This is a genomic window from Priestia filamentosa, from assembly GCF_900177535.1.
Lineage (GTDB): Bacteria > Bacillota > Bacilli > Bacillales > Bacillaceae_H > Bacillus_I > Bacillus_I filamentosa.
Map to the genome: position 1 here is coordinate 45,206 of NZ_FXAJ01000012.1, position 14,338 is coordinate 59,543.

Below are 14,338 nucleotides of genomic sequence, written 5' to 3' on the forward strand. Positions count from 1 at the left end.
ATTAATACATCGTATAAAACGATATATAAGAGACAGACAGTATGAATGTTAAGCAAATTAATGCTTGCTTTACACATATTTCTTCATATTTGCACTAGCAAACATGAAGAAAAGTTTAATATAATCTTAAAACGATTTTTAACAGAAGAACAATAGATAATTATGAACGTTCTTTCTGTATTAAGAAAAGAAGTAAACCAAGTATATTCCAATTAAATTGACTATTCCTTTGCTATATAATAAATTATTTTGCTGAAATATATGCTATGAAACATAGTATATACTCCATTAAAAGTAGATAACTTTACAGGATAAGCACTCCCCTTGGATTGACGGTAGTAGGTATTATTCCTTTGGGGTGAAACAGATTCTACTATATGATATTTACGGGACTAAAGGAGAAAAATATTCAAAGTTTTAATTCTATTATTATTTTCATATTTTTAATCCAAAATGAAACGTAAGTATGTAAATGAATAAGAATCATATAGTTGGAAATGTTTTGTAAGAAGGGCATGTATACAGATTTATGGTTTATTCAGGTAGTCTAGTCTCATTTAATTATATATATTCATGTATACAAATACTTCCTACAATTAAATTACAAGGAGACTTGTCCATTGAAAGTTGAAACACGTAGTATTGAATTTGTTCCAGTAGAAGAACGGCATGGTAAGGCTCGGGGTTTATTCCCTATATGGTTTGGTGCAAATATGCATGTTACAACTCTTGTAACAGGTGCATTACCCATTAGTTTAGGTCTTAATTTATTTTGGAGTTTTGCTGCTATTATTATTGGAACCCTATTAGGTGCCATTTTCATGGCTTCCCATTCTGCTCAGGGACCTAAACTTGGTATCCCTCAAATGCTTCAGAGTCGAGCACAGTTTGGAGTGATTGGTGCCATTTTTCCATTATTCCTTGTAATGTTCGTTTATTTAGGCTTTTTTGCGAGTAGTAGTGTGCTTGCAGCTCAAACGTTAAGTAGTTTAATTCCAATCAATCAGAGCTGGAGCATAATAATTTTAAGCATTATTTGTTTCGTTGTTACAATTTACGGTCACGATTTAATTCATAAAATGCAGAAATTGTTATCATGGTCCTCTTTTGTAGTTTACCTAGTGGTAACTATTATTATATTTCAGTTGCCACTCCCGGCGGGAAGCCTGTCATTAGTTAGCTTAGATTGGCCCGTATTTTTGTTGGCAATCAGTGTTGTAGCAACATGGCAATTAGCATACGCCCCATATGTAGCAGACTATTCTCGTTATCTGCCAACGTATACATCAACGTCCCAAACATTTTGGTATAGTTATCTAGGGACATTTGTTGGAACTGTATGGATGATGATTTTAGGAGCCACTTTGACTATTGCTATTCCCAATTTTCTTGATCATGCAGGAGGGAATTTAGCCCACTTATTTGGGAGATTTTCTATCTTTATGTACCTAATTATTATTTTTGGTCAAATCGCTATTAATGTTTTTAATCTATACGGAGCTTTCATGTCTACTATTACAACTATAGAACCGTTTTGGAAGATAAAAGTAACACAAAAAGTTCGGATAGGGATGATATTTTGTGTTACATTAGCAGGTACTATCTTATGCTTTTTAGGGAAAAGCAACTTTCTGTCTTTTTTCTTAAATTTTATCTTTTTTATTAGTTATTTCTTAATTCCTTGGACGTCTATTAACCTTGTGGATTACTATTTATTGCGTCATGGCAAATATAACGTGAAAGATATTTTTGATTTAAACGGTCAATATGGGAAAGTAAATCAAGTTACATGCATAGCGTTTATTATAGCAATTATTGCACAAATGCCTTTTATTAATACATCATTCTATGTGGGTCCTATAGCGAAGGCCTTTGAAGGAGCAGACATTGCTTGGCTAGTCGGATTAATTGTCCCGGCGATTTTATATTACTTTCCAATGAAGCGAAAGTTAAATGAAAATTAATCTTCATTACAGCAATGAGAAACTTCTTTATAAGGTCAAAAGAATAATCTTACAATCAAAAGAATTAAGTTCAACTATTGTTTAAACAATAGTTAATATAAATAAAGTAATTCTGTTTGAATAATAATTAATAAAACAACCATAGAGTCATTCACTCTATGGTTGTTTTATTCTAGGACTGATAATGTGTGTTATGTAACCTGAGAAGTTATATGTTATAAAGTAGAATAGAGCTTGTCTCTAAAGGAAGCTTCTTCATTTATCAGGGCTACTTTGATATAAGAGACCATATGAAACAGAGAATAAACCAGTAAGAGCGATCAACACTGTAACTAATTGTGATTGAGTAACAATGTATAAAAAGATGGAAAAAACAAGTAGTATCCATCCAAACATATGGATAAGGAATGTATTCATTACCTTCACCTCTTCCTTCCACTCTGCGGATAACGTTCACAATTATAGGAAACTGTATTAACTACAACGAGGTATAGCTTTAAAGTTTGATTAAAGATGTTTCTAAATCTTAATTTATCTCCGTTCCATAACCCAAAATCTAAACAACAAAAGAACCAAACCTTCTTAATCTAAGCAGGGCATCGTCTTTTTTGCTGTTTAAAGAAATGCTTCATCTGTTCACCATCAGATGGCGCTTCTTTTCCCTCTAAAACAATAAGAATATTCCGACACTTTAGGGTTAAAATAAAGGAAACAAGTTTTGGTAAATGATTAATTTCGCATGTCCGCCCATTTGCAACTAAATAGATTTTACTTTCAATCGTTTGACATAACTGGTAAAGCTCTAAAGTTTTCCTCAAAGTAAGTGTTGGAAGGTGGATTTTATAAGATATAATATGTTTCATTTTCTCATTTCTCCTTTCGTAAATCGTCCCTATTTTAATAGTCTAATCCAATTATAAAGGTTTTTGTAAGCGCTATCAACAATATAATTCTAATATTAATAATAAAATACATTTTAATTATCTATTAACTTATATCAATACTATCTAAAAAAACTTATAAGAATCACCTTTTTCGATACTTGCAAGGAGATATACATTTTTCTAAACGAATTAAAAAATACAACATTCTTATATATGATGGGATTATAATGAAAATGATTTAACTTAGGTAGAGCTAAAAGAAATAAGTCAGAAGGAGAAAAGAGCTATAGTGAAGGTTGAGCTTATCGTATTTTTATTACTAAGAAGCTATAGTTTATAGGCCTTTTTATTATTAGTGCTGAGATGTGATCATCTCCTATGGTTTTTAAATTTTCTTAAGTAAATTTAAAAGCTGTTTTTTTTCCTTGTAATTTAAGTTAGAAAATTGAGATTCCTGAAAATGTTCTTGTTTTGGAACAACTTCATAAAAACACTCTTTTCCTTCCTCAGTCATGGAGTTAAAAATGATCGCCTAGCCTTTCTTGATGAGTTTACGAGAACATTTTTTTCTGCTGGAGATCGAACGGACTTAGTTAGTGAATCATTCCGACTTTATAATAAGGATATTGCAGCAGGTGCATCCCCTAAAGGGGCTCTAGATTGTATTGGTGCTTTCAGTAAAACCGATTTTAGAGGAGATTTAGCCAAAATTAATATACCTACCCTTGTGATACATGGTGATCCAGATGCAACTGTTCCATTTGAGTATAGTGGGAAGCGAACTCATGAAGCCATTCCTGATGCTAAATTAGCTTTAATAAAGGGAGGACCGCATGGGCTTAATGCAACACATCCCAAAGAATTTAATGAAGCATTGTTATCATTTTTGAATGACTAATTCTAAATGAATCTTTTTAATGGATAAAAGAGGGGATTATATAATATCAAGTTCTTTTTTCATTCTATGAAGAGCGAGAGTAAAGGAGGTACTAAATGTAGTACCTCCCTTATTTTTGTATCAAAACAGATTTTAAAATCTATATCATAAAAATATTTTTGATATTAAAAATGCTTCTTCCAATTTATAAATTACTCCACTCTCATTAATATACTTTTCAAGGAAGAATTGCTGACTTAAGTTTGAATCTAGCCTTTATGATAGGAAAATGAACAGGTTTTACATTCTATTAAATTGGATAATAGAAACTAAAGGATTATTCAATGATAGGAAGAGGTGTTAAATTTGAATTATCCTCTTAGTAAAAATGGAGAATGGTTAGAATTTGATTTCCAAGATAAAAAGGAGATAGCGAAAGTGGCTAGGAATATACCGGAAGGTGAAGATTGGCTAAAAGAAATAAATGAATCTAATAAGAATAATTTAAAAATAGCTATTACTCCAGATTATCTTCATGTGAGAGGTTCATTAATTTACCATCAAAATTCTCAAAAAGAGAATGAGTACAAAGTGTTTCACTTTTATACTTGTAAAGATTTTTTTATTACAGTTGGCCTCGAGATGAACGACTTGAAACAAAAAAATAAAATGTTACATCGTATGCAGTCATCAAGGAATGGGGTAGAGAATTTTTGTATATTATTGAGTGAGATTACTAATCGTTTTTTAGTAAGAATAGATGATTTTGAAGTACAATTGAAAAACATTGTTGGGAAGTTGCAAAGAAATAATAATAAAAATAAATTGGATCAAATTTTTCGATATCGTCAGAAATTAATTACGTCAAAAAGTTTACTTATACCGATGGAAGAATTAATTAACGCGATTGAAGAAACGTTCCTTAATGAGGTGGTAAAAACTTTAGAATTTAATAGGGTGAGATTACGTATTAAAAGGGCAATGACGTTAGTTCAACATTATCAAGAAGAAATGGAGACATTACTCCATTTAGAAGAAGCGATTTCTTCCTATAGAGGGAACGAAATTATGAAAACACTAACAGTCATTACAACTATTTTTACGCCGGTAATGGCACTGGGAGCCCTTTGGGGAATGAATTTTAAACATATGCCAGAACTTGAATGGAAGTTTGGATATTTAGGTTCTCTTATTTTAATTTTTGTTAGCACTATCGCTATTTACTTTTATTTGAAATTTAGGGGTTGGACTGGTGGTATTTTAAAAGAAAGAAAGAAAAAATCCTTATTTTAATGGATATGGCAGAAGGAAGACAGGTACTATTAAACCTATCTGCCTTTTGTTTATCTCAATGCCAATGGTATGAGTTTCATTAGAAAGTTAACATAGCACTATCTTAAAACTCCTTTATCCAAGTCAAGAATAAATTGATGCACAGGATAGTCTCCTGGGAGTCTATATTTTAAATTTCGTAAAAAGATATAAGCAACAAAACCCAACCATTAGATAGTAATACCATGAGAGTTTGGTATTACTATCTAATGGTTGGGTTTTAATTTCAGTACTTAAGTTATTGAACCATTTACTTAAAATTTCTCCCTTTGCTAGATTTGTATGGTCATCATTTTCCCAAATTACATGAGAAGACCCAGCTTCCGTTGCCCATTCAAATTGTAGCTCAGCAAATGCAATCTTAGGGTGTTCAGCTTTCGCAAAATTATCATTTATTAAGGAAGCCACAGTAGATGCCTGTGGTAATAATTCATTTTCGATCTCTTTTTTTATAACCATATCTTCAAGTTGATTCCACATAACTAAACGGCCATCTATTTGATAAAAAGTATCAAAGAAAGGTTGTTTCCCCACATATACCAAGATGAAGGTCCGATTAACAGAGTTGTTAGTTACCTTAACCACATTTATGATAAAATTTTGTGCTATTTCCATCCAGAAATTTATTGCTTCTTCTTCCGGTGATCCTAAATAAAACCCAGATTCAAGTTCAGAAACGGCAGCTTCCTCTTTATACACCTCTAGCCTACTCAAAAACTATGATTATGGACAACCGGGTGGCGTTTCTAGGATAATTTTGATTGAGTACAATTATTGAAAATAGGGAGTGGGATATATTGAAAAAGATTACACCATTTTTAATGTTCCAAGGAAACGCGGAAGAAGCAATGAATTATTATACTTCTTTAATTGAGGATTCAGAAATAACTAGTATTTCTCGTTATGGAGCAAATGGACCAGGTGCAGAGGGAAGTGTTCTACAAGCCACCTTTTTATTAAAGGGTCAAGAATTTATTTGCATTGATAGTAATATTAAGCATGAATTTACGTTTACTCCTTCATTTTCTTTATTTATTACATGTGATTCAGAAGAAGAAATTAATCGAATTTATGAGAATTTAACTGATGGCGGTGGAATCCTAATGCCGTTAGATAATCATGGATTTGGTAAAAAGTTTGGCTGGATAGTTGATAAGTTTGGCGTTTCTTGGCAACTTAATCTACCAAATTAAAATTATGACGATATACGTTTCTTGCTTTTGTTTAGTTTTTTTGTTCATTGATTACTAATTTAGGATGAAGTTACTTTTTTAGTAAAGGGGCGTGTTTATCAAGGAACGTGTCTTTTTTGTATAGCACATTTTCTCGAATGAAATAAAAGGAATTATTTGTAAGTGAGGCGAAGTTAATTTTAGAAGAGGTTATTTCATTTAGCGTTGGGACGTGCTACTCAACATTAAGGAGAAAAAATTATAAAGAAAGTAGGAGATATATTGAATACAAAAGAGATATTAAAGCAATTTGAACAGGTGGTTACATACTATATTGAAGAGTTAAGTAAATATTCGCTAGATGAGTTTACGCGGAAGCCTTCTGAGGATGAATGGTCATTAGGACAAATGTACAATCATTTAATAAATTGCACTCTTAAGCTTCATTTGAAAGCAATTGAGCAATGTGCTAATGGCAATGCTTCCGATGGTGGTAAAAAAACAGAAATAGGCGAATCGATTTTTAAAGAAGGAACGTTTCCTCCAATCAAAGTAAAAGGTCCGGATACACCTGATTTTACACCGCCAAATCCTACGAGAAAAGAAGAAGTAAAGGAAGGACTTCTCCAAACCAATGAGAAAATGAGGGAGGTAGAAAGAAAGCTTTCTGACATCCCGGCAAGCCAGAAAGTTCAGCATCGGGCAATGGGGTATTTAAATGCAGAGGAATATTTTAAGTTAATTGAAATGCATTTCCGACACCACTTACGGCAAAAAGAACGAATCGATCAGTTTCTTTTGAAAGTAAGTAAGTAATTTATTTTAATTGCTGGAGCAATATATTAACCGTTGAAATATCATCAGAGGCCCAGTTGAGGGAGTTTAAAGATCTAAGAATCGAATAAATATAAAAAGGAACATACATATTCATCCTAATAATTTGTATGTTCCTTTTTTCTATTCACGCAAAATAAGTATTAAGAAAAGCCATGTACTCCTCGTGAGACAAAGAGTCTATGGCTTTCTAATTTCCTTAAAAATGGATTATGTTAATTAACCTTGTATATAGTAATCCTACATGAAAATGAACATTTAACTATTTCATTTTGGGCAGAATGAAAAGGATATTCCAAGCCTAAATGTTTAATTGTCGACAAAGAAAGGAAGAATGTTACTAAGTGAACTTATCTATTCGTCTTGATCTGTTAACCGCGATGTACATCCATTGTGATGAGCATCACCAATAAGAGAATAATCCTTATTCTGTTTGATGTTTCAATGAATCCATTATTTGTTAGAAAGGCCTAATTTACTGTCAGCTCGATTATGGAGTGGACACTTAAAAGATTTAAAGGTTTCTTACAACATGCTAGTCTATTAGCGCTAAAATTAATACTCGTATTATTCACGTTGGAGGAGATAATACTCTATGCCAAAATGGCACCCACATCGCGAACAAATGAATTTACCTGAAGAATTTTCTGTTAATCCTTTGTATTCTCGTGAAGGAGAAGAAACCATTCCACGCCTGCGTATTCGCAATCAAGGTATGTTACCAGAAACGGCGTATCAAATCATCCATGACGAAATGACCCTAGATGGGAGTTCTCGCCTCAATTTAGCTACATTTGTTACCACATGGATGGAGCCTGCTGCAGAACGTTTATATGCCAAGTCTTTTGATAAGAATATGATTGATAAAGACGAATATCCACAGACCGCAGCGATTGAGGAGCGTTGTATACGTATTTTAGCTGATCTATGGAATTCACCTCATCCAGATACTACGATGGGGGTTTCAACGACAGGATCGTCTGAAGCGTGTATGCTTGGTGGACTCGCGTTAAAGCGACGTTGGCAAAAAGCCCGAAAGAGCCAAGGGCTATCGACTGAACGACCAAATATCGTGTTTAGTTCGGCTGTACAAGTGGTTTGGGAGAAATTCGCGAATTATTGGGATGTGGAAGCACGTTATGTGAATATTAGCCCGGAGCATCCCTACTTGGACCCCCAAGGAGTTCTGGATGCTGTGGATGAAAATACGATTGGCGTGGTACCAATTCTTGGTGTGACGTATACCGGACTTTATGAACCGATTGCTGAAATCGCGAAAGCTTTAGATGATTTGCAGGAGAAGACAGGGCTAGATATCCCTATTCATGTAGATGCGGCTTCAGGGGGATTTATTGCCCCATTTCTTCAACCAGACCTAGTCTGGGATTTTCAATTACCACGGGTAAAGTCCATCAATGTTTCGGGGCATAAATATGGATTAGTCTATCCTGGGCTGGGTTGGGTAATTTGGAGGGAAAAAGAAGATCTCCCGGAGGACCTCATCTTCAAGGTGTCTTATTTGGGAGGAAACATGCCGACCTTTGCTCTAAATTTTTCCCGGCCTGGTGCACAAGTACTTATGCAATATTATAATTTCTTACGTTTAGGTAGAGAAGGGTATTATGAAGTGCAAAAGTCCTCCCAGGACACAGCATGTTTTCTGAGCAAGGAGATTCAAGACATGGAACCATTTGAAGTGATTTCTGATGGTTCAGCGATTCCGGTATTGGCTTGGCGATTGAAAGATGAATACACATCAAAATGGACGCTTTATGACTTGTCCCGACAATTGCGTACGTATGGATGGCAAGTACCAGCTTACCCGTTACCTGCAGACATGGAAGAGGTAACCATTATGCGAATTGTAGTTCGAAATGGATTTTCAAGGGATCTTGCTCATTTATTCTTGGTAAATCTTAAGCAAGCCCTTGAATATTTGAATTCTTTGGATGGACCTATACGGAGGGATCCAGAAGACGATAAGGGTTTTCACCACTAGAGTGTAATTATTTTTATCTTTATGAGTTTTCCTAAAGATAAAAACTCATAAAGAAATATAGTAACGCGAGCACAGGGAGGGCCTGCATCAAAAGATGCAGGCTTTTTTATATGCTATTGTCTATAACATTTATTATGTTACATAAATTTACTACAATCTATTCGTTAGGTTTTTCCTGTTTTTTAGTTACTTGTTTAACAGGGAATATTTAAAACTTTCTATGTAAAAGGAAGTGCAAGGGTCCGGCAAAGGTTAAATAAGGAGGAAAAATGATTGAAGCTCAAATTGAGTAATACCAAAATGTAGAGACAAGTATAAATTAATATTAAGATTTAACATAACCTTAAAATGATAAACGAACCATCAAAGTATACATAAGCATAAACAAGAGCAAGTTCGTTAGAGATGAACGAACTTGCTCTCTTTACTTTCTGACATTAGTGTTATTTTAAAGTTTTTCTCTTAAATAAATCCTGAAATAGTCTACTTTAATCAACGAATCCACATTTTGATACGTATCTATGCCTCTTTTTCCCTAATGCAGAGCATATACTTTAACAGTAAAGTTGGAGTTTGTTCCTGATGGATTTGCAATATAGAATGAACGATCGGTTTGTACATCGGTAGTGTTCCCACTATAAACATTAGACCAAATTGTTGGGTCAGTTCCTCCTGAAACATCTTTCATAACATTAAAATGCGTACCAGAATTGGCCCCTTCTACTACAAATTTTAATGCGTAAGTGCCTGCTGGTAGATTTTCAACGCTAAAGTTTCCACTAGACCGATTTTTCTGTCCTTCTTGAGGAGTTGATAATGAGGTAACAGCTGCTATCTGGGTTTCAGCTTGTGCCTTAACCGAGCTTTCAGTCCCTACTTTTATTGCTGTTGGTTCTGCTGCTGAAACTTGTCCAGAAACCCCTGCTAATGATAACATTGCGACTGTACCAACGACTATCTTTTTCATTCCTTACCATCCTTTCTTTTACTAAAATTCCCATAAATGTGGATTCACTGGCATGTACCCTATTCATTAAGGAAGTAAACATCTTTTGTTATATTTCAACTTTTTTAATAAAAAATAAATATAACCTTTGTACAACATCATTATGAATCAGCTTCTTCTTTAAGCTAAGTGGAAAGAGAGAGTCTTAAAATAGTTTGATTAAGCTTGAGCTTACACCCTCTATGTCCCTGTTTAATAATCTGCTAATATTTTTACTCCTTTTACTATATTCCAAAAGAAGAAATATACTCCAATAATAATAAAAGCAACATAAGTGACTGCGAACCCAATTCCTATTTGATCCCATCCACTAATTCCTCTCAATCCAGTTCCAGCAAGACCTACGACTAAAATAATATAGGGAAACAGATGTAGACATAATGATTTTTTTGCATGGACTTTTACCTCCTTAGAAGCCATAAAATACACAATTAACGGGAATAAAAATGGCGCGAAAAATATACTGAAATAACATAACGATGATAAAATATTATTTCCTTTCATATGTTTTAAACCTCCTCTTCTTAAGAGATATGATACGCTCTATAATAAAACTTCTTGATAATTTCATCTATTAACCTCTACAAATATGAATATACGATACTAACCTTACATTATTTTAATCTTAATCTTACATAAACCTTAAAATTGGTGATTTCTGTTGTCTCTTCGATTATTACTGAAAGGAAATATCTAAAAGGAATTAATCAATATGTAATCCAATAGCTTGTAGATTTAATTTTTATTTTTCCTACTCTTTATAATTTATTTTGTGAAAAAATAAGTAATTGTGAAGAAAATGGAAGTGCAATTCAAAGTTCGGAAGAACGGTACCATAAACAATGGTTTTCGAGGCAATTAAACTATAGTTACCTTTTTTTAAAAAAATAAAATGCTACGTTTTTATTCATTTCTAATGTCCTCTATAGATATTAAGACGTTTATATATAAACAATGTATAAAAACCTGCACGAATAATTAAAAAGAAAAGCCATGTACTACTTGTGAGATAAAGAGTCTATGGCTTTCTAACTTCCTGAAATATGAATTATTTTAACTTAAAATGGCATAGAGTATTCATTATATATAGGAGAGAATAATTTACTTTATATGGTATTGTATAAACAAAAGGAGAGTGAAAATATTAGAATTGTGATTGGTTTAATTGGTAATATTATATTATGTTTTTATGGAGTAAGAGGATTATTAATAAATGAACCAATACCATTTTCTTCTTACCTCTTTGCGATAAGTGGACTTATCGGAATTATTGCCCTTATTCTGAAATTAAAGAATAAAAATGATACTGAACTTAGGAATTTTAGATGAATATAGATTGCTGCGTTTAGAGTTAATGCTCTAAGCGTTTTTTTGTTATATACCACGAATTAAGTGGAAAACAAGGAAATATTAATCTACTCGGTTCCTAGATATTTACTGTGAAAAGTCTAGAAAAAGTGTCTATATAAGTTTTGAAATACCTCAGAGAATAGATAAGCCATAAAAGGGAATTCTAAGAAAAAATAGCTCAAGGAGATTAGATATGGATACTATTAAACCAACTAAAATAGGGAGAAATTTTAATGACAGACTAACATCTGCAGAGGTAGGGAAACTTTGGGCAACATATATGGGGAATAGTATGTCCACTTGTATTCTCAGTTACTTTCTCCAACATGTTGAAGACTCAGAAATCAAAGGACTGGTGGAACATGCTTTATTTCTAAGTGAAGAATTTCAAAGTATAATAAAAGAAATATTCACCAAAGAACATATTCCTATTCCTCATGGTTTTACAAAAGAAGATGTGAATCTTGAGGCTCCAAGATTATTTGAAGATGAGTTCTATGTCCATTATCTAAAATATGTTGCAAAAGCAGGAATGAGCATCTATAATGTGGCTGTTCCTCTAATGTATAGGGAGGATGTACGGAACTTCTATCTCTACTGTATAGATGCTACGATAAAATTAATGGAGCAAATCAAGAGCATTTTAATGGATAAAGGGCTGATTATTAAACCCCCGATCATCCCTACACCAGAAGATGTAAAAATCGCTCGTCCTGATTATTTAAAAGGTTTAATAGAAAAGGCTCGGCCCTTACATGCTTTAGAAATTACTCATTTATACGATAATATTGAAAGTAATGTAACAAGTAAAGCGTTAATCATGGCCTTTCGTCAAGTTGCCAAATTGGAGAAGGTTCGCGAGGTATTTAAGAAAGGGGAAGATCTCACTACAAGAGCAGTAGAACGTTATATGTCAAAGCTTCATGATGACCACTTACCTGCTCCTTCATTTCTTGATCATTTAGTTACAACTTCTATCATTTCCCCTTTTTCGGATAAATTAATGTTATTCCATAAAGTAGATATGTTTTCCATGAAAATACGGGCTTTTGGAAATTCGGTAGCTGTTAATGGAAGGCATGATTTAGCTGCCTTATACGGTAAATCGTTAACCAATATATTTAAATTTGTAGATGATGCCTCCCATGTTATGCTGAAAAATGGATGGATGGAAGTGCCTCCTGAAGCTGCGGATAGAGAAAATTTAGCTTTAAAAGAGAAGCCAAGTCAATGATAAGATTGAATATAAGGCAAAAAATCAGCAAATAAATATAAGTAAAGTTAAAATTAAACAAAGAACTGATCGGAAGGGAAAATTACAAAACATTTAATAACCTATGCTACATCTATGTTTAAAATTTGAACCATTATGTTTCATTGTATGCAAGATAACATTACAACAAATAGGAGATAGTAGTGGGTTTGAAAGAATACATAGGATAAATCAGTCTATCCCATGATAAAGGTATTTCAGATGAACAATATTGCTATATATACTGACTTTACTGTTGATGTATGTAACAAAAGAGAGGAGTAGCGACCCTCTCTTTTTTATTTGACGTAATTTTTCATAATTAATTTTCATAAATTTAAAAGTAAAAAAGAGCAGACTAAGTAAATTTGCACTTTTTTTGCACTAAAAACTCTTCAGTACAATAACCATATACCTTAATCAAAGGGCATACTATTTATATGAATAATATACTTATGTTTTTTAGAGTAATATTATCAGTATGTTCAAGGTTTAGAGATTAATTAAAACTACCTTGAAGTTTTTGCACCAGAACCTTATTAATCATCTTTCTTTTGAAGTAGAAAACATTTCTGGAAGAGTTACAAATCTCACTCCTTTAGATTGAAGTGGAGGAATGATTAGATCAAGAGCTTTCACAGAACCCTCTAATTTCGCTTCAGATGGCGCAGAATGTTGTAAGATTATACTTCCAGGAAAAGCATTAGCAAATACTTTTTCAGTAATAGCCTCTGCACTGATTCCTTTCCAGTCTAATGTATCTATACTCCATTGAATAATCATAAATTTTTGCTCATTAGCCCATTTCAGATGCTCTTCCTTGATAGAGCCATAAGGGGGACGGATGAATTTTGGAAAATATCCAGTTAACTTTTGAATCATTTCCCCTGTTTTTAGAATTTGACTATGATATTCTTCATTGCTTACCTTTGCGAAATTGGGATGATCATAGGAATGATTCCCAACTATATGCTCCTCTACTGCCATTCTCTTTACAACATTAGGATACCTCTTAACATTTTCACCTAATAAGAAAAAAGTAGCTTTAACATCATATTTTTTTAATTTATCTAATATGAGAGGAGTATGCACCATATCTGGACCATCATCAAATGTGAGAGCAACTTCAGCTTTATTATATGGACCCGAAAATGCATAGGCATACTTCTCTACCCATGAAAAAGGTGTCCATGATCCTCTCATATCCTCTTTTAAGTATTGAGTTGGAATAAAGTTTTTATGAAAAAAATGTATTTGGTTTGATTTAATGGGGGGATAGAATGTATACCAACTTTGTGGGTAAGGTGGTGTAAGGATTCTATACTGCGGATAATAAGGATACCCTTGAAAAGGGACTAGCATTCGTGGTCTATCTAGGGGATTAAAATAATTCATCATTGAAATACCTCCTAAGTTTAATATACATACTTCCGATGTACATTCTCTCCATCATACGTAAACAACACTTTCTGATTCAGTTCCAAATATACTGACCGATACCTTAATAATTTATATGTCGAGAAACTTATAATAAACTACACTTAAAAGAAAAAAACACCTCACAAAGCTGGCTTTGATTCTTCAAAATACTCAAAAGATTGTACTTAGGTTAATAAACTTGTTTAATGACTTTCTAAACACAGAACCCTAATATTCACAAAGTGATAT

Annotated in this window: 12 protein-coding genes and 1 pseudogene; 7 read left to right on the forward strand and 6 right to left on the reverse strand. The window is 33.0% G+C overall.

What is annotated here, in order from left to right:
- Positions 1–620 precede the first annotated feature (620 nt).
- Positions 621–1,964, forward strand: a complete 1,344-nt coding sequence (locus B9N79_RS23640; RefSeq protein WP_085119207.1) for a purine-cytosine permease family protein — start codon at positions 621–623, stop codon at positions 1,962–1,964.
- Between the two features lie 255 nt (positions 1,965–2,219).
- On the opposite strand, the gene B9N79_RS26305 is transcribed toward B9N79_RS23640, so the two are convergent.
- Positions 2,220–2,381 (reverse strand): hypothetical protein, encoded by a 162-nt coding sequence (locus tag B9N79_RS26305; protein WP_019392736.1) that lies wholly within the window; start codon positions 2,379–2,381, stop codon positions 2,220–2,222.
- Positions 2,382–2,551: 170 nt separating this feature from the next.
- Complete coding sequence (locus tag B9N79_RS23645) at positions 2,552–2,827, reverse strand: hypothetical protein (protein WP_019392735.1); 276 nt, start codon at positions 2,825–2,827, stop codon at positions 2,552–2,554.
- A gap of 523 nt (positions 2,828–3,350) precedes the next feature.
- Here B9N79_RS23645 and B9N79_RS23655 point away from each other — a divergent pair.
- Positions 3,351–3,746 (forward strand): annotated as a pseudogene (locus B9N79_RS23655) (alpha/beta fold hydrolase); the annotation flags it as partial.
- A 345-nt stretch (positions 3,747–4,091) separates the two neighbouring features.
- Positions 4,092–5,018, forward strand: coding sequence for a magnesium transporter CorA family protein (locus B9N79_RS23660; protein ID WP_167555148.1), 927 nt, complete (start codon positions 4,092–4,094; stop codon positions 5,016–5,018).
- Between the two features lie 162 nt (positions 5,019–5,180).
- On the opposite strand, the gene B9N79_RS23665 is transcribed toward B9N79_RS23660, so the two are convergent.
- Positions 5,181–5,756: a hypothetical protein gene (locus tag B9N79_RS23665; protein WP_240516723.1), complete on the reverse strand. Its 576-nt coding sequence runs from the start codon at positions 5,754–5,756 to the stop codon at positions 5,181–5,183.
- A 98-nt stretch (positions 5,757–5,854) separates the two neighbouring features.
- Between B9N79_RS23665 and B9N79_RS23670 the strand changes: the two genes are divergently transcribed.
- The 3 genes from B9N79_RS23670 to gad all read left to right on the forward strand — a co-directional run bounded on the left by B9N79_RS23670 (position 5,855) and on the right by gad (position 9,062).
- Positions 5,855–6,250: a VOC family protein gene (locus B9N79_RS23670; RefSeq protein ID WP_085119215.1), complete on the forward strand. Its 396-nt coding sequence runs from the start codon at positions 5,855–5,857 to the stop codon at positions 6,248–6,250.
- Between the two features lie 261 nt (positions 6,251–6,511).
- Positions 6,512–7,045, forward strand: a complete 534-nt coding sequence (locus B9N79_RS23675) for a DinB family protein (RefSeq protein WP_085119218.1) — start codon at positions 6,512–6,514, stop codon at positions 7,043–7,045.
- Positions 7,046–7,658: 613 nt separating this feature from the next.
- Positions 7,659–9,062 (forward strand): glutamate decarboxylase, encoded by a 1,404-nt coding sequence (gad, locus tag B9N79_RS23680; protein ID WP_040057285.1) that lies wholly within the window; start codon positions 7,659–7,661, stop codon positions 9,060–9,062.
- A gap of 535 nt (positions 9,063–9,597) precedes the next feature.
- On the opposite strand, the gene B9N79_RS23685 is transcribed toward gad, so the two are convergent.
- A complete protein-coding gene (locus B9N79_RS23685) occupies positions 9,598–10,029 on the reverse strand; it encodes an early set domain-containing protein (protein WP_376752413.1) in 432 nt (143 codons plus the stop codon).
- Positions 10,030–10,260: 231 nt separating this feature from the next.
- Positions 10,261–10,572 carry a magnetosome magnetite crystal formation protein family gene (locus tag B9N79_RS23690; RefSeq protein WP_085119220.1) on the reverse strand — a complete coding sequence of 104 codons (312 nt, stop codon included), beginning with the start codon at positions 10,570–10,572 and terminating at the stop codon, positions 10,261–10,263.
- A gap of 1,039 nt (positions 10,573–11,611) precedes the next feature.
- Here B9N79_RS23690 and B9N79_RS23700 point away from each other — a divergent pair.
- Entirely contained in the window at positions 11,612–12,652 is a 1,041-nt protein-coding gene (locus B9N79_RS23700) for a DUF3231 family protein (RefSeq protein WP_085119224.1), read from the forward strand.
- Positions 12,653–13,213: 561 nt separating this feature from the next.
- On the opposite strand, the gene B9N79_RS23705 is transcribed toward B9N79_RS23700, so the two are convergent.
- Positions 13,214–14,065, reverse strand: coding sequence for a peptidoglycan-N-acetylglucosamine deacetylase (locus tag B9N79_RS23705; RefSeq protein WP_085119262.1), 852 nt, complete (start codon positions 14,063–14,065; stop codon positions 13,214–13,216).
- Between the last annotated feature and the right edge of the window lie 273 nt (positions 14,066–14,338).